Genomic DNA, 16,250 nt, shown 5'->3' on the forward strand with positions numbered 1-16,250 from the left:
ATCGCCCCGGAATGACGGAAACTACAGCGGCGCGGCGCTCTCGCCGCGCGCGCTCGACAGTTTCGAGGCGAACGAGGCGATCACGATGATCACGGCGATCAGCGCGATCACCAGCGTGCAGATCGCGTTGATCTCGGGTTTCACGCCGAGCCGGACCTCGGAATAGATCCGGATCGGCAGCGTCGCCGAGCCCGGGCCGGTGGTGAAGCTCGCGATCACGACGTCGTCGAGCGACAGCGTAAAGGCCAGCATCCAGCCGGCGACGATCGCCGGCACGATCAGCGGCAGCGTCACCAGGAGGAACGCTCGCACCGGATCGCAGCCGAGGTCCATCGCGGCCTCCTCCAGACTGCGGTCGAGCGTGGCGAGGCGCGACTGCACCACGACGGTGACGAAGCACATCGTCAGCGTGGTGTGGGCGATCGTCACCGTCCAGAACCCGCGCTCGGCATTGAGCGCCACGAACAGGAGCAGCAGCGACAGGCCGGAGATCACCTCCGGCATGACCAGCGGCGAATACAGCATGCCGGAGAACAGCGCCCGCCCCCGGAACCGCTCGCCGCGCGCCAGCCCGACCGCCGCCAGCGTGCCCAGCAGTGTCGCCAGCGTCGCCGACACCGCGGCGACCGACAGGCTCATCCACGCCGCCTCCAGCATGGCGCGGTCGCCAAAGAACTCGCGGTACCAGCGCAACGACCATCCGCCCCACACCGTCACCAGCCGCGAGGCGTTGAACGAGTAGATCACGAGGATGACGATCGGCAGATAGAGGAACGCCAGCCCGAGCGCCAGCGACGTCATGTTGAAGCGGGTGAGCCTGGTGACGGTGCGCGCCATCAGCGGCCCGCCTCGAGCTGACGCCGCTGCAGGCGATCGTAGAGCACGAGCGGCGGCACCAGCAGGAGCAACAAGGCGACCGCGGCGGCCGATGCGACCGGCCAGTCCTTGTTGGTGAAGAACTCGAGCCACAGCGTCTGTCCGATCATCAGCGAGTTGGAACCCGCGAGCAGGTCGGGGATCACGAACTCGCCGACAACAGGAATGAAGCAGAGCAGCGCGCCGGCGCCGACGCCGGGCAGCGACAGCGGGAACGTCACCAGCCAGAACGCCTGCAACGGCGAGGCGCCGAGATCGCCCGCGGCCTCCAGCAGCGACGCGTCCATCCTGGAGAGCGTCGCATAGAGCGGCAGGATCATGAACGGCAGGTAGGAATAGACGATGCCGAGATACATCGCGCTGTCGGTCGACAGCCAGACCACCGGCGCGGACACGATGTGCAGCGCCAGCAGAACCTGGTTGAGCAGGCCGTCATGCTGCAGGATATTGATCCAGGCATAGATGCGGATCAGGAACGAGGTCCAGAACGGCACGATGACCAGCATCATCGCCACGCCCTGCCAACGCTGCGGCAATCGCGCCATGCCGTAGGCTATGGGATAGCCGATCAGGAGCAGGATCAGCGTCGCGGTCACCGCGACGACGAGGCTGCGCAGATAGGATAGGATGTAGAGATTGTCCGACATCAGCAGGCGGAAATTGTCGAACGACAATTGCGCGAACGCCGCGGCCAGCGCGGCGCGGCCCTCGGTGAAATCGAACACCGGCGTATAGGGCGGCTGCGCGATCGCGGTCTGCGACAGGCTGATCTTCAGCACGAAGCCGAACGGCACCAGGAAGAACAGCACCATCCACAGATAGGGCGCGATCGCGGCGAGCCGCGCCGGCCGGGCGAAGATGCGGCGCGCGCTCATTGCTCGAGCACCAGGCAATCGTCGGCGGTGAACCATGCCACCACGCGCTGGCCGGCGAGATAGGCATCGACGTCGAGCCGCGCGGTATTGGCCATCGACGCGCGCACCACCGCGCCCGTCTCCAGCTTCACCCGATAGCTGGTCACGCCGCCGAGATAGTTGACGTCGGTGACGACGCCCTCCAGCCAGTTGATCGCCTGCGACGCGCCGCCGTCCGTTGCCGGCGCGCGGCGCGACAGCTTCACCTTCTCGGGGCGGATCGCGACGGCGACGACCTGCCTGGTCACCGGCGGCCACAGCTCGCTGACCGCCAGCCTGCCCGCATCAGCCGTCGCGACCGTCAGGCGCCCGTTCTCGCGGGACGTGACCTCGCCGTTGAACAGGTTGATGTCGCCGACGAACTCGGCGATCCAGCGCGAGGCCGGCGCCTCGTAGAGATTGCGCGGGGTTGCGACCTGAACCAGACGGCCGGCATCCATCACCCCGATGCGGCCGGCCATCGTCATCGCCTCCTCCTGGTCGTGGGTGACGATGATGAAGGTCATGCCGAGCCGGCGCTGCAGCTCCATCAATTCGGCCTGCGTGCTCTCGCGCAGCTTCTTGTCGAGCGCGGCGAGCGGCTCGTCGAGCAGCAGCACCTGCGGGCGCCGCGCCAGCGAGCGCGCCAGCGCGACGCGCTGCCGCTGTCCGCCGGAGAGCTGGTCGGGCTTGCGCTTCTCCATCCCCTCAAGCTTGACGAGCGCCACCATCTCGGCGACGCGGGCCGCGATATCGCCGCGCGCCATGCCGGCACGCCTCAGACCGAAGGCGATGTTGTCGCGCACCGACAGATGCGGGAACAGCGCGTAGTTCTGGAACATCATGTTGACGGGCCGCTCATGCGGCAGCACCTGGGCAATGTCGCTGCCGCCAAGCAGGATGCGGCCCTCCTCCGGCGTCTCGAAGCCGGCGAGCATGCGCAGCAGCGTGGTCTTGCCGCAGCCGCTCGGGCCGAGCAGCGCGAAGAACTCGCCGGCGCGGATATCGAGCGAGAGCTTGTCGACCGCGCGGAAATTGCCGAACGACTTGGCGACACCCTCGATCCGCAGCAGCGGCATGTCCGGGACGGCCGGTTCAGGCAACGGCCTTGCCGCATCCGCACTCGCTTCGCCCGATGTCACGTCCGTCAGCCCCGATTCCCCGTAAGGTCCGATTCTGGCGGCAAGCTAGCGGCGGATCGCCACCGGCTCAACCGCCTCACGGACATCTCCCGCAATATTGTCGGCGTCCACGCCTCTGCTAGACTTCGCAGCCAATTCGAGGGGCAACCGATGATTCACGACCGCTACGGCCTGCCGCTGACGACGAGCTCGGACCGCGCCGCCGCCTACTATGTCGACGGCGTCGATCGCATGCTGGCGGCGCTGCACGGCGCCGATGCGGCGTTCGAGGCGGCGATCGCCGAGGACCCCGATTTCGCATTGGCCCATATCGGCCGTGCCCGCGTGCACCAGCTCAACATGGAAGGCGCCAAGGCCCGCGCCAAGGCGGCCGATGCACGGCAGCTGGCCGCGGCCGCAAGCCCGCGCGAGCGCCAGCACATCGAGATCTTGGCGTCCGTGATCGAGAGCCAGCCCAGGAAGGCGGTGACGGAAGCCGAACGGCATCTCACCGAATATCCGCGTGATGCGCAGGTGCTGTCGCTGTTGCTCGGCGCCTTCGGCCTCTATGCGTTCTCCGGCCGGCCCGATCATGACCCGCACGGCTTGCCGTCTGCGAACGTTACGCCGGCGTCTATGGCGACGATTGGTGGTTCCTCACCTATCTCGGCTGGTCGAAGACCGAGGCCGGCGATGTCGTGTCCGGCCGCGCCATCACCGAGCGCGGCTATGCGCTGAAGCCGGAGAACGCCGGCGCCGCGCACGCCATCGCGCATGCGTTGTTCGAGCAGGGCGACGCGGCGGAAGGCCGCAGCTTCCTCTCCGCCTGGCTGCCGGCGAATGATCGCACCAGCTTCCTGCAGGGCCATCTCGCCTGGCACCTCGCCTTGATCGCGATCGAGGAAGGCGACGCCGACAGCGCGCTCGACATTTACGAGCAGCACATCAAGCCGGCGGGCCGCCCCTATCCGCCGCTCAATATCTTCACCGACACGGCCTCGCTGCTCTGGCGGCTGACGGTCGCCGGCAAGACCGGTCTCGAGCAGCACTGGAAGGATGTCGCCGCCTATGGCGACGGCTACTTCCCGAAGGCCGGCGCACATTTCGCCGACGTGCACCACGCGCTGGTCGCAGCGACGACGAACAACGACGCGCTCGAGGCGCGGCTGGTCGAGATGGCCACGCGCGACGCCGACGGCAGATTGGCGCCCGGCCCCGCGGCGATCGGGCTCGGCCGCGGGATCGCGGCCTTCGCCGCCGGCGATCACCACGACGCCGTGCGGATCCTTGCGCCGCTGATGCCCGAACTGGTGCGGATCGGCGGCAGCCATGCGCAACGCGAATTGTGGGAGGATACCTTCATCGTCGCGTGCCTGCGCGCCGGCCAGGGCCGGCAGGCAACGAGCCTGATCTCGGAGCGGCTGCATCGCCGTCCGTCCCGGCGCGACCTCGCCTGGTCACAGGAGGCGGCCCGGCAGTAAATAGCGGGGCTTAATCCACCTTCGCCATGAACGCCGCAAGCGCGTCGCGAGCGGCTTGCGGCATGGTCAGCCCGAGCTTGGAGCGGCGCCACAGGATATCGTCAGCAAAGCGCGCCCATTCCTTGCGCATGAGGTAACCCACCTCGGCGCCGGTCAGTTCGGGACCGAAGGCCGGGCCGAGATCGGCCTTCTCTTTGGCGTCTCCCAAAATGTCCTTCACATTCAGCCCATAGGCGGCCACCAGCCGCCGCGCCTGCGCCTCGCCGAGGAAGCGCCAGCGGTCGCGGGCGATGTCGACCTCGGTCTCGAAGCGCTGCCACGCGAATTCGCCGCCCGGCAGCGGCGCCGTTGCGGTCCATCGCGGCGTCATCGGATAGAACCGCGTGAACTCCGACACCGCCCGCTCGGCGCGGCGCCGCGCGGTGGTGACGTCGCCGCCGAAGATCGTGAGCAGCGGCGCCTTGCCGCGCCTGACATCGAGCAGTGTTGCGCCATCGCTCAAGTGCCGGCGCGCGGGCGCGACCACGGAATTGGCGCCGGAGGCGGTCCGCAGCACATCCACTGGGGCGATCTGCTCGCGAAAGTAGCGATTGGCGGCGTCGCAGAGATAGGCCTCCTCGCGCACATCAATTGCGACAACCGCCGGATCACCCTTGAAGGGATGACTGACGCTGCCGATCAGGGTGAAGTCGCGCTCGTAGGGACTGGCGAAGATCAACCGGCCGTCAGGGTTCTGAAACACATAGACGTTGTCGCAGTCGAACAGGCGGCGCACCACGATCTGGCTGATCTGCACGGTCGCAAGCTGCGGCGCGGGCACGCGCAGCACGATGTCGGCGACCGAGGCGGTCCACGCGCCGGTCGCGTTGACCAGTGCCCGCGCCGTGATCGCCCGCCGGTAGCCGCGGTCGATCGCGACCAGCCGCCAGGTCTCGCCGCGCTCGCCCCGGGTCACGCGCGCGCCGGTGCGGATATCGGCGCCGCGCGCTGCGGCATCGACGGCGGCGAGCACGACGAGCCGGGAATCGTCGACGACGCAGTCGGAATATTCGAACGCGGTTCCGAACGGCCGCTTCAGCGCATTGCCGACCGGATGGTGGGTGACATCGAGCGTCGCCGAGCGCGGCAGACCGCTGCGCGAAGTCAGCCGCTCATAGAGCAGCAGCAACGACCGCAGCTGCCACGGCGGCCGCTCCTCGGCATGCGCCGGGATCACGAAGCGCACCGGCCGCACCAGATGCGGCGCGATGCGCAGCAACACGTCGCGTTCCCTCAATGCCCTGCGGACGCGGAAGAACTCCCGCCGTTCCAGCCCGGCCAGATCGCCATGGACCAGCCGCGGCGAAGCCTGCGATGCGCCGGAACCGAGATCGCCCTGCTCCAGCAGGATCACGCGCAGGCCGCGGCCGGCGGCATCACGGGCAATGCTCGTGCCGTTCAGGCCACCGCCGATGATCGCGACGTCATAGTCCGCCATGCGCAACGCCTATCGCATTTTCATGCGAACAAAAGACGGGTTCGCACGAAAAATGCGTCAAGGCGCGGCGCTGAACGACATGATGTCCGGGTGAATCACGGCACACTCACCTTCCCGCTTGCCGGGGACGTGCGTACGCTTGCATGATTTCGGAATATTGGAATAATGCCCCTGAGTGGCCCGACGTGTCAAGTAACCTGCCCGAACGCCGGCCGCCGCCGGCTACTTTGCATGGGGTTGTTTTCGATATTTTGGCAGCGCTCCTCCTGCGACGGCCCCGCAAGCGGGAGAGGCACACCGTCTTCGCGACGGCTATCCAACCTGACTCCATCACGCGCTAGTCCGCGCCGGCCGCGGCAAAGAACTGTTCCGGTCCATCGACCTCGATCAGCTTCCTGCCGTCGATCACCCAGAACCGGTTGGCCACCGTGCGCATGAACTGGCGGTCGTGCGACACCAGGAGGCAGCTGGCCTGCTGTTCCATCAACTCGTCTTCCAGCGCCTCCTGACCCTCGATGTCGAGGTGGTTGGTCGGCTCGTCGAGCAGATAGAAGTTCGGCTGGGTGAGCCGCAGCACCAGCATGCCGAGGCGGGCCTTCTGCCCGCCCGACAGCTGTCCGATCGGACGGCCCTGCATCTCGATCGAGAGCCCGGCACCGGCGAGCAGGCCGCGCGCCCGCTGATCACCGACCTCGAAGCGCCGCGTCAGCATGCGCATCGGCGTGTCGCTATCGGCGAGATCCGCCAGTGCCTGGTCGCAATAGCCAAGCACCAATGACTCGGTGGCCCGGATCTCGGCCGGTGCCGCTGCGGCATTCTCGATCGCCAGCCGCAGCGCCGCGACGAACCGGGTCTTGCCGGCGCCATTCGGCCCGAGCAGCGCAATCCGGTCGCCCTTGCAGATGAACTGCTGCCCGGTCCCGAACAACAGCCTGCCATCGGGCGTGGCGATCCCGGCGTTGTTCAGCCTGATCAGGACCTTGGCATGGGTGTCGCGGTTGGCGAGCCGAATCGTTCCGGCCGAGCGTTCCAGATGCGCGGGCTTCGCCGTCTCCTCCAGTCTCTCGGCGCGCTGCTTCAATTGCCTGGTCTTCGACAGCAGAAGGTCGCTGCCGGAATTGATGCCGAGGTTGTTGAGCTTCGCGGCCTGCTGCCGCAGTTGCCGCACGGCCTTCATGTCGCGCCGATAGCGCCGCTCGTCCGAAGCATCGAATTCGTCGAGCGCAGCGCGCGCCGCGGTATAGGGCAGCGCGAACAGCTGCGACCGCTCCGGGCGCAGGAACAGCGTCCGGTTGGTCGTCGCATCGAGGAAGGCGCGATCATGGCTTGCGATCACCACCGGCATCTCGCGCGGCAGTGCGTTCAGCCAGGCCTCAAGCCGGCCGATCTTGGCGAGGTCGAGATGGTTGGTCGGCTCATCGAGCAGCAGCACATCGGGCTCGGTCACCAGCACGCGGGCGAGCACCGCAAGCCGCAGCCATCCGCCGCTCAGCTGCTTCAGCGGTCTCGTCCACAGCTCCTCCGGCACCTCGAGCGACTGCAAGGCGACGTCGACCCGCCAGCCCTCGCTGGCGCGCTGCTCGCCGGGAAGCGCCTCGAGCACGGCGGCATGGAACGGCGTATCCAGGAGTTTGGGCGGCGCATCCTGCTCGACATGGCCGACGGTCAGTCCGCGCGCACGGGTGATATCGCCTTCGTTAGGCTCCATCGCATCTGCGATACAGCGCAGCAGCGTGGATTTGCCGCGGCCGTTGGCGGCCACGAGGCCGATCCGGTCGCCGGCATTAACGACAAAATTCAGTTCGGAAAACAGCGGCGCGTTCAGCGTCACGCCGAGACTACGGACATTGATGAGGGTCACGATCAATTCTCTGGTCTTGCCGGCAATCGCAACATCCCGAGGCGTCCAGCCATCATCGGATGTGCGGGTCGAAGCGCGGCGAGGGATTGATGTGCAGGCGCGAACGCTCAAACGTTCGACGCTGCACGGCCACGAAGGGCAGACCAGGAAGGATTTAGCGCGAGTTTCCGGTCAGCCCTGCAAACGCATCTGCAGGGCGTTGACGGGGCCACGCTTGAGGTGGGGATCGGTGTATCTCGCCACGACGCGGCCCTCCTTTCTCGGCTGAAATGAAGTGGTGGGCCGAGATGTAGCCGGGCATGCAGCGGATGGCAAGCACAGCCGGCCGTGCCAGCCCGACCATTCAGGCCAAATTACCCGGCTCTGCGCACGGTTTCGGCAAGCTGGTCGCCACCGACCAGCGCGGCGAATTGACCGATCGGAGCCGGCCTGCCGATCAGATAGCCCTGCACCGCGTCGCAGCCCTCTTCGGCGAGGAAGTCGAGCTGCGCCTCGGTCTCGACGCCTTCGGCGACGATCGACATTTCAAGGCCGTGGCCGAGATCGATCACCGCGCGCACGATCGCGGCCGATTGCGGGTTGCGGCCGAGATTGATGACGAAGGCGCGGTCGATCTTGATCTTGTCGAACGGAAACGCCTGCAGATAGCTCAGCGAGGAATAGCCGCTGCCGAAATCGTCCATCGAGATGCGGACACCGAGCGCCTTCAGCCGCCGCAGCAGCGACAGGCCGCGGTCGAAATCCTCGATCAGCACGCCCTCGGTGATTTCGAGCTCGAGCCGGTCCGGCGTGAGCCCGGTCTCGAGCAGGATCGAATGCACGAGGCCGACGAGGTCGCCATGGGTGAATTGCGCCGGCGACAGGTTCACCGCGACCTGCAGCGGGATCGCCCAGGAGGCCGCCTCCCGGCAGGCTTCGCGCAGGATCCATTCGCCCATTTCAACGATCAGGCCGCTTTCTTCCGCGAGCGGAATGAAGTCGCCGGGCGGCACGAAGCCGCGCACCGGATGGTGCCACCGCGCCAGCGCCTCGAAGCCGATGATCTGGCTGGCCGCTACGCTGCCGCCCGCGGCGGCCTGCGGCTGGTAGTAGAGCGACAATTCGCCATTCTTGATCGCGACCGACAGCTCCTGGTGCAGCACGCGGCGATCGCGGATCTGCTGGTCCATCTCCGGTTCGAAGATCGAGATCGTGCCGCGCGACTTCGCCTTGGCGCGAAACAGCGCCGCGCCGGAATTGGCCAGCAGCGACGCCGCGTCGGATCCGTTGTCCGGGAACACCGCGATCCCTGTGGTGAGGCCGGTCCGCACCGACTTGCCGTCGATCAGGAAATCCTGCCCGAGCGCCTCGGCGGCCTGCTCGGCCAGCGCGATGCCGGCCACCGGCTGCTTGCCGTCGATGATGAGGCCGAATTCGTCGCCGGACAGCCGCGCCACCACGCCGCCGCGCGCCACGGCCTGCAGACGCTGCGCGACCTCGACCAGCACCTTGTCGCCCATCGCATGGCCGTAGACGTCGTTGATCTCCTTCAGCCCGTCGAGATCGACGCAGAGCACGGCGAACTCCTCGTCGGTGCCATCGCAGGCCTCGATCATCTGGGTCAGCGCCTGCAGGAAGGCGGCGCGGTTCGGCAGATCGGTCAGGCCGTCATGATAGGCCATGTGCGCCATCCGCGACTCGGTCTGGCGCCGGTCGGTGACGTCCTCATGGGTCTTGATCAGATATTGCGGCTCGCCGACATCGTCGAGCACGGTCATGCGGCGGGTCAGGAACAGCCGCAGGCCGTCCTTGGTCGAGATCGGATGCTCCTCGGCGATCATGCTGCGCTTCCTGATCGCGGCCTCGTCGCGGGCGATGATCAGCTTGGCTTCACGCGCATTGAAGATGTCGGACGCGGTCAGGCCGGCGGCGTCCTCGCGGCGGCGATTGAGGATCGTCTCGGCGCTGCGGTTGGCCAGGAGGTAGCGGCCGTCGCTGACCCGCTGCACGATCAGCGAGACCGGGATGTTGTCGACCACGAGCTCGAGGAACTTCTTGTTGTTCTCGAGCTCGCGCGACAGCGAGCGGCGGTCGGTGACGTCCTCGAACAGCGCGATCAGGAATTCCGGCTCGCCGGCCTCGTTGCGGGCGATCACGCGGTTGGAGGCGAGGATCCGCTTGTCCGAACCGCGTTCGACGAAGAATTCGCTGCGGTGATAGCCTTCCGCCGCGTTCAGCGCCGCGCGGTCGGCGGTGTCGATGCTGGCGGCGGTCTCGGGGCGGAAGATCTCGTCGGCGCGCTTGCCCACGATGTGATCGCGCGAGAAGCGCGAGAAGCGCTCGAATGCGCGGTTGGCGAAGATGTAGCGGCCGTCCTCGATGTTCTTGGCCGCGACGCAGACGGGAACATTGTCGAGCACCGATTCCAGGAATTGCGTGGTCGAGGCGAGCTTGCGCGACAGCTTGCGCTGGTCGGTGCAATCGAGATGGGTCGCGACCGAGCCGCCGTTCGGCAATGGAAAATACTTCACCAGCACCGACCTGCCGCCGGGCAGCTCGGTAACCAGTCCGTCGGGCGCCGCGGCCCTGACGAAGAAATCCTCGGCGCTGAGGTCGAGCACGCCGCGGTCGCGGCGCAGTTCCAGCAGTTCGACGCCGGTCATGTTGCGCCTGATGTCGGCACGCGACAGGCCGTAGATGTCGAGATAGCGGTCGTTGCAGAACACGATGCGCTCCTGCGCATCGGTCATCACCACGCCCTGGTTCAAATGGTTGAGGGCCGACGAGACGAAGGCGTTGCGCCGCAATTGCGCGCGCTTGGCCTTGCGCAGCGCCGAAAGGATCCACAGCCCGACCGCGCCGAAAAAGGACGCGACCACCACGCTGCCGATCAGGAGCTCCCAGACCAGGCCGGGATCGAGGCTGCCTAGATAGCTCGACGGCGCGAACGCACCGGTGCCGGCCCGGGCTGCAGCGCACGGCGCGACGGCGGCAATCAGGCAGAGCACGGCCCTTGCCGGAATCGAATTCTTCCCGCCCGCCTGCACCTTCCTGCCAGCCATCGATCACCCGCGGATTTCCGGAGCGAGTGTCCGGCTCCGGCGGTTTGGATCGGGTAAACGCGTACTGATGCAACCGGAAAATGCTGACTTAATTTATGGCAATTGCCCTGACATGATTAATGCTCCACTAACAGGGCATGGCCTCCCAACTTTTTGAGATGGCCCAAGCACTTGCCTAATAAGCACTTGCCCAAAGCGACCGGATCGGCTGAACGATGTTGGCGGCAACGGTCATGGCGTGGCCGGGCGGAAATTTTCGGACCTGAAGGACGAGATGGACAGGGTTGATTGCGTGATCGTCGGTGCGGGGGTGATCGGCCTCGCCGTGGCGCGGCGGCTGGCACAGGCCGGCCGCGAAGTGATTGTGCTCGAGGAGGCCGAGGGGATCGGCACGGTGACCTCGTCGCGAAACAGCGAGGTGATCCACGCCGGCATCTACTACCGCGCCGGCAGCCTGATGGCGCGGATGTGCGTCAGCGGCAAGCGGGCGCTCTACCGCTACTGCGCCGAGCACGGCATCCCGCACAAGAATTGCGGCAAGCTGATCGTGGCCACCACGCCTGCGGAGACCGAGAAGCTGCAGTCGATCCGCGCGCATGCCGAGGCCAACGGCGTCGACGACATGCAGCTGTTGTCCGGCGAGGCGGCGCGCGCGCTGGAACCGGCGCTGAATTGCGACGCAGCGCTGCTGTCGCCCTCGACCGGGATCATCGACAGCCATGCTTACATGCTGGCGCTGCGCGGTGACGCCGAGGCGGCCGGGGCGGCGTTCGCCTTCCATACGCCGCTGCTCCACGCCAGGGCCACCGCCGACGGCTTCGAGATCGAGGCCGGCGGCGCGGCGCCGATGACACTGGCCTGCGATATCCTGGTCAATGCCGCCGGACTCGGCGCGACGGCAGTCGCGCGCAACGTCGAGGGCATGCCGATCGAATTGATTCCAACGGCCTATTTGGCCAAGGGCAATTATTTCAGTTGCAGCGCCAAGGCGCCGTTCTCGCGGCTGATCTATCCGGTGCCAGAACCCGGCGGGCTCGGCGTGCACCTGACGCTCGACATGGCCGGTCAGGCGAGGTTCGGGCCCGACGTCCAATGGATCGATCACATCGATTACGCCGTCGACCCCGATCGGGCCGAGCGGTTCTATCCGGCGATCCGGAAATACTGGCCGGCCCTGCCGGACGGCGCGCTGATGCCGAGCTATTCGGGAATCCGCCCCAAGATCGTGCCGCCGGCGGTGGCGACCCAGGACTTCCTGATCCAGGGGCCGGCCGATCACGGCGTCGCGGGCCTGATCAACCTGTTCGGCATCGAATCGCCCGGACTGACGTCATCGCTCGCGGTCGCCGACCATGTCGGCGAGCTGGCGGAACTCTGAGCAAATACAGTAAGGCCTCCCGGGGGATGCGCGCGCGCTTGGGCGTTCATCCCTCGGTGAAAGGCCAGGCTATTTGCTAATTTGCAGGGGGGCGGTCTAGTGGACCGTGTCGTCGGCGGACAGTCTCAACCGCTCGATTTGATCCTTGACCATCAACTTGCGGCGCTTCAGCTCGCAAATATGCAGGTCGTCTACAGAGGGGTGAACGAGCGCTTCGTGCAGTTCGTTCTCGAGTATTTTGTGTTTACGCTCCAGCTCAATGAGATGGGCCTGTATTGCCATTGCGAACACTCCTCGGTGCGTTAAACCTCAGGTTCGATCCGGACCGCCGAGTGTACACGAGTGGACGGCGCTGTCGATGGGGGACGCGAAATGCCGCACGCACTCATTTCGGTTTATCTGTAACCAATCGTGACTATGGAACCGGTCCGGCTTGCGCGGCGCGCGTTCAAGGAGGATATTCCGGCGAGCGGCGACTTCCGCCGTAACAACCTCATCGTGCTTATCAGTTAATACACAACCATGAACGATCAGGATGAGCGCGAACTAATCGCCGAGCTCGCGCGGCTGCAACAAGAGCACCGCGACCTCGATGCCGCGATCGACGCGCTGCATCAGTCGCCGGCGCCGGATCTCTTGATGCTGCAACGCTTGAAGAAGCGGAAGCTGCAACTGCGCGATCGCATCGCCTTTATCGAAGACCAGATCACGCCCGACATCATTGCCTGACGCGTGCCGCGGCGCGGGCCTTCGCGCTTCGGCGCTTCCGGTTCAGACCGGGCGGCGGTTTTCCCCGTCATCCACAGCGCCTCGCCGGCTTCACGTTCGCGGCAACGGACGCAAGGCGGTTTCCCGGCGCTTGACTCCACATGAACAAAAAGAGAACATGCCGGCCCAGCCGCCAGCCATCAGACGGAGTTTCGCCATGTCCGCACCGCCTTCCCTGCCCGACAACAGCCGCTACGAGAAGGCCTGCGATCAGGCGATCGCGATGTGCGACGGCAACCTGCGCAGCACCATCAAGGCGCTGATCATGGCCAACGAATATCTGGAAGCCGAGCTTGAGGAATTGCAGGCCGCGATCACCGCCGGCTGCGTGCCGGCGCAGACCCGGGCGGCGAGCGACGCCGCCTAGAGCTTCCGTTTCGATTGAAACGAAACGGAGGCTCTGGATTTTTGTTTTGGCGCGTTTTCTTCACGCGAACCGGTACCCACTTCGCTCGAAAACGCTCTAACCCTTCGGGAGCACAGCGATGGCCGATGTGACCTACTACGTGGCACTGCCCTTCATGCAGGACGACGACGGCACGCCGGTCGCCGGCAATGCCGAGGAATGCCAGAGCTCGGCGGTCGCGCTGCGCCGCGCGGAGACCATGTCGCGGATGCCCGGCAGCATCGGCGCCGTCGCGTTCAGCCGCACCGGCGATCCCGCGATCGGCGAATTCGGCGATGCCAAGCTGTTGCGGGCCTACGGCAATGTGCCGGAGGATCTCAGCACGCTATAATTCTCGGGATTCGTGGCGCCGCTGCGCCTTGCGCACATACATCGCACGGTCGGCCTCATCGAGCACGCGATCGATATCCGAATGTGCTGTGAGGATCGCAACGCCCGCGGAGGCGCCTGCGGTGACCTGGCTGTCACGGAACATGAAGGTCAACCGATCGATCGCCTCTTCCAGCGCAGCCGCCTTGGCCCGGGCATCGATCTCGCTGAGATTCCACAGCAGCACGGCGAACTCGTCACCGCCGAGACGGCCGATCACATCGGAAGCGCGCACCTGATCCGATATCGCGGCAACGATCGCCTTCAGCACCTCGTCGCCCGCCGCGTGGCCGAAGGCATCGTTGATCGGCTTGAGGCGATCGACGTCGAGCACGATCAGCGCACCGGAGGCCTGATAGCGCTTGATGAAGGAGAGCGAACGGGCGAGCTCGCGCTCGAATCCGCGCCGGTTGAAGATGTCGAGCAGGAAGTCGGTCTCGGCGGAGGCCTGCAGCTCCTCGATCCGGGCCTGCGCCCGCGCCAGCTGCGCCCGCAAGCTGCGGATGGTCGATTTGTCGCCGGATGCGACCGCGCCTCGCGTGGAAGCTCCGGTTCCAGCCCGTTTGGTGCCAGCCCGCTTGGCTGCAGTCTTGCCCGGCCTGGATTTGCGCGCGGCGGGCGCGCCTTTCCGTCGTTTCGCGGCCCCGGAGGCGGCCGACGTCGTCTTCTTCTTCATGCGCATCCTTGTTGAGGCCTGCTTATGAAGGCTTGCCGGGATTCACCAAGACAGGATAGTCCATTCTAACTCCCTTGCCACGCCTTGGATGACGCCCGGGCCGTCCCTATAATCGGCCTATGCTTTTGGATTCCTGCACAGAATTGAAGAGATGACCGCTCCGATCGCCATCATCATGGGAAGTCAGTCCGACTGGGAAACCATGCGCCATGCCGCCGAGACGCTGGCTGCGCTCGGTGTGGCCTGCGAAACGCGCATCGTTTCGGCCCACCGCACCCCGGATCGGCTCTATGCCTTTGCCAAGGGCGCCAAGGCAGCCGGCCACAAGGTGATCATTGCCGGCGCCGGCGGCGCCGCCCATTTGCCGGGCATGACGGCCGCGCTGACCGAGCTTCCGGTGTTCGGGGTTCCCGTCGAGTCGAAGGCGCTGTCAGGCGTCGATTCGCTCTATTCGATCGTGCAGATGCCGGCCGGCGTCCCGGTCGGGACGCTGGCGATCGGCAAGGCCGGCGCGATCAATGCCGCATTGCTCGCGGCGAGCGTGCTCGCACTCAACGATCCGGCTCTGTCGGCCCGCCTTGCGTCCTGGCGCAAGCAGCAGACCGACGCGGTCAACGAGCATCCGGAGGGCGCGGCGTGACGGCTTCGAACGCAGTGAAGCTGAAGCCGGGCGACACCATTGGAATCCTCGGCGGCGGACAATTGGGCCGGATGCTGGCGATGGCCGCGGCGCGCCTCGGGCTCCGCTGCCAGGTGTTTTCGCCGGATCCGGACTCCCCGGCGTTCGACGTGGTGCAGAACGCGACCTGCGCGGAATATGCCGACGTCGAGGCGCTCGAACTGTTCGCCAACGACGTCGACGTCGTCACCTATGAATTCGAGAATGTCCCGGCCGCGACCGCGATGGTGCTCGCCGCGCGGCGCCCGGTGCTGCCGGCCTACAAAATCCTGGAGACCACGCAGGACCGGCTGATCGAGAAGGATTTCATCAGCAAGCTCGGCATCGGCACCGCCAACTACGCCGACGTGTCCTCGGTCGACACGCTGCGCACGGCAATCGAACGCATCGGCCTGCCAGCGGTGATCAAGACCCGCCGCTTCGGCTATGACGGCAAGGGCCAGGCCATCATCCGCGACGGCGACGATCTCGAGCAGGTCTGGGAGGACCTCGGCACCAAGTCGGCCATCCTCGAGGCCTTCGTGCCGTTCGAGCGCGAGATCTCGGTGATCGCGGCCCGCTCCGCTTCAGGCGAAGTCGAATGCTTCGACGTCACCGAGAACGAGCATCGTGACCACATCCTGAAAATTTCCCGCGCGCCGGCCGCAATCCCCGATGAGCTTGCCGTGCAGGCGCGCGCGATCGCCGAAAAGATCGCCTCGGCGCTCGATTATGTCGGCGTGCTCGCGGTGGAGATGTTCGCGGTGCCCGGCAACGGCAGCAAGGCGACGGTGCTGGTCAATGAGATCGCGCCGCGCGTGCACAATTCCGGTCACTGGACGCTCGACGGCGCCTCGATCTCACAGTTCGAGCAGCACATCCGCGCGATCGCCGGCTGGCCGCTGGGCAAGCCGGTGCGCCACGGCGAGGTCGTCATGACCAACCTGATCGGCGACGACATCCTGAGCTACGAGCAGTGGCTCACCGTTCCCGGCGCCACGGTGCATCTGTACGGCAAGGGCACGCCGCGCCCCGGCCGCAAGATGGGGCACGTCACCGAAGTGACGCCGGCCCGCAAGGGATAATTCCACACGCGGCCCATAGCCGCCTTCGTCGCATCGATGGAAATGGGATCGTGGCAACCACGATCCATTAGAGCATCGGTTCTGATTCAATCAGAACCGATATTCTGGATTTTTGCTTACGCGTTTTCTTCACGCGAACCGGCGTCCACTTCGCTCGAAA

The 16,250-nt window shown here is 66.2% G+C and carries 16 protein-coding genes; 8 read left to right on the forward strand and 8 right to left on the reverse strand.

What is annotated here, in order from left to right; translation table 11 throughout:
- Window positions 1-21: 21 nt before the first annotated feature.
- The 3 genes from ACVIHF_RS29665 to ACVIHF_RS29675 are packed head-to-tail and all read right to left on the reverse strand — an operon-like array spanning window position 22 to window position 2,920.
- Window positions 22-837, reverse strand: a complete 816-nt coding sequence (locus tag ACVIHF_RS29665; protein ID WP_092085061.1) for an ABC transporter permease — start codon at window positions 835-837, stop codon at window positions 22-24.
- On the reverse strand, window positions 837-1,751 hold the full coding sequence (locus ACVIHF_RS29670) for an ABC transporter permease (RefSeq protein WP_456792971.1): 915 nt from the start codon (window positions 1,749-1,751) through the stop codon (window positions 837-839). The genes ACVIHF_RS29665 and ACVIHF_RS29670 overlap by 1 nt, the downstream gene beginning before the upstream one ends.
- Window positions 1,748-2,920: an ABC transporter ATP-binding protein gene (locus ACVIHF_RS29675; RefSeq protein WP_456794134.1), complete on the reverse strand. Its 1,173-nt coding sequence runs from the start codon at window positions 2,918-2,920 to the stop codon at window positions 1,748-1,750. The genes ACVIHF_RS29670 and ACVIHF_RS29675 overlap by 4 nt, the downstream gene beginning before the upstream one ends.
- A gap of 141 nt (window positions 2,921-3,061) precedes the next feature.
- Between ACVIHF_RS29675 and ACVIHF_RS29680 the strand changes: the two genes are divergently transcribed.
- Both ACVIHF_RS29680 and ACVIHF_RS29685 read left to right on the forward strand, forming a co-directional pair.
- Window positions 3,062-3,628 (forward strand): hypothetical protein, encoded by a 567-nt coding sequence (locus ACVIHF_RS29680; protein WP_456778917.1) that lies wholly within the window; start codon window positions 3,062-3,064, stop codon window positions 3,626-3,628.
- A complete protein-coding gene (locus ACVIHF_RS29685; RefSeq protein ID WP_456792972.1) occupies window positions 3,589-4,371 on the forward strand; it encodes a hypothetical protein in 783 nt (260 codons plus the stop codon). Before ACVIHF_RS29680 ends, ACVIHF_RS29685 begins: the two co-directional genes overlap by 40 nt.
- Window positions 4,372-4,381: 10 nt before the next feature.
- On the opposite strand, the gene ACVIHF_RS29690 is transcribed toward ACVIHF_RS29685, so the two are convergent.
- From ACVIHF_RS29690 to ACVIHF_RS29700, 3 genes are all read right to left on the reverse strand, one after another.
- Window positions 4,382-5,848 carry a glycerol-3-phosphate dehydrogenase gene (locus ACVIHF_RS29690; RefSeq protein WP_456792973.1) on the reverse strand — a complete coding sequence of 489 codons (1,467 nt, stop codon included), beginning with the start codon at window positions 5,846-5,848 and terminating at the stop codon, window positions 4,382-4,384.
- Window positions 5,849-6,185: 337 nt separating this feature from the next.
- The gene (locus tag ACVIHF_RS29695) at window positions 6,186-7,709 is read right to left on the reverse strand and encodes an ABC-F family ATP-binding cassette domain-containing protein (RefSeq protein ID WP_456792974.1); all 1,524 of its coding nucleotides are present in this window, start codon (window positions 7,707-7,709) and stop codon (window positions 6,186-6,188) included.
- Window positions 7,710-8,062: 353 nt separating this feature from the next.
- Window positions 8,063-10,750, reverse strand: a complete 2,688-nt coding sequence (locus tag ACVIHF_RS29700; RefSeq protein WP_310882570.1) for a sensor domain-containing protein — start codon at window positions 10,748-10,750, stop codon at window positions 8,063-8,065.
- A gap of 274 nt (window positions 10,751-11,024) precedes the next feature.
- On the opposite strand from ACVIHF_RS29700, the gene ACVIHF_RS29705 reads away from it, so the two are divergent.
- Window positions 11,025-12,128 carry an NAD(P)/FAD-dependent oxidoreductase gene (locus tag ACVIHF_RS29705; RefSeq protein ID WP_253606828.1) on the forward strand — a complete coding sequence of 368 codons (1,104 nt, stop codon included), beginning with the start codon at window positions 11,025-11,027 and terminating at the stop codon, window positions 12,126-12,128.
- 96 nt (window positions 12,129-12,224) lie between these two features.
- Here ACVIHF_RS29705 and ACVIHF_RS29710 read toward each other — a convergent pair whose 3' ends face one another.
- Window positions 12,225-12,410: a YdcH family protein gene (locus ACVIHF_RS29710; RefSeq protein ID WP_016847370.1), complete on the reverse strand. Its 186-nt coding sequence runs from the start codon at window positions 12,408-12,410 to the stop codon at window positions 12,225-12,227.
- A 240-nt stretch (window positions 12,411-12,650) separates the two neighbouring features.
- Between ACVIHF_RS29710 and ACVIHF_RS29715 the strand changes: the two genes are divergently transcribed.
- From ACVIHF_RS29715 to ACVIHF_RS29725, 3 genes are all read left to right on the forward strand, one after another.
- Window positions 12,651-12,857, forward strand: coding sequence for a YdcH family protein (locus ACVIHF_RS29715; protein ID WP_016847372.1), 207 nt, complete (start codon window positions 12,651-12,653; stop codon window positions 12,855-12,857).
- A gap of 196 nt (window positions 12,858-13,053) precedes the next feature.
- Entirely contained in the window at window positions 13,054-13,263 is a 210-nt protein-coding gene (locus tag ACVIHF_RS29720; RefSeq protein WP_028336001.1) for a hypothetical protein, read from the forward strand.
- Window positions 13,264-13,381: 118 nt separating this feature from the next.
- Window positions 13,382-13,633 (forward strand): hypothetical protein, encoded by a 252-nt coding sequence (locus ACVIHF_RS29725; protein ID WP_283067990.1) that lies wholly within the window; start codon window positions 13,382-13,384, stop codon window positions 13,631-13,633.
- Here ACVIHF_RS29725 and ACVIHF_RS29730 read toward each other — a convergent pair.
- Window positions 13,628-14,353: a GGDEF domain-containing protein gene (locus ACVIHF_RS29730; RefSeq protein ID WP_456778912.1), complete on the reverse strand. Its 726-nt coding sequence runs from the start codon at window positions 14,351-14,353 to the stop codon at window positions 13,628-13,630. The genes ACVIHF_RS29725 and ACVIHF_RS29730 overlap by 6 nt on opposite strands.
- 145 nt (window positions 14,354-14,498) lie before the next feature.
- Here ACVIHF_RS29730 and purE point away from each other — a divergent pair, with 145 nt between their 5' ends.
- Both purE and ACVIHF_RS29740 read left to right on the forward strand, forming a co-directional pair.
- Window positions 14,499-14,987, forward strand: coding sequence for a 5-(carboxyamino)imidazole ribonucleotide mutase (purE, locus tag ACVIHF_RS29735; protein WP_310882568.1), 489 nt, complete (start codon window positions 14,499-14,501; stop codon window positions 14,985-14,987).
- A complete protein-coding gene (locus ACVIHF_RS29740; RefSeq protein ID WP_456778911.1) occupies window positions 14,984-16,090 on the forward strand; it encodes a 5-(carboxyamino)imidazole ribonucleotide synthase in 1,107 nt (368 codons plus the stop codon). Before purE ends, ACVIHF_RS29740 begins: the two co-directional genes overlap by 4 nt.
- Window positions 16,091-16,250: the final 160 nt, after the last annotated feature.

Source organism: Bradyrhizobium sp. USDA 4506, from assembly GCF_054058795.1.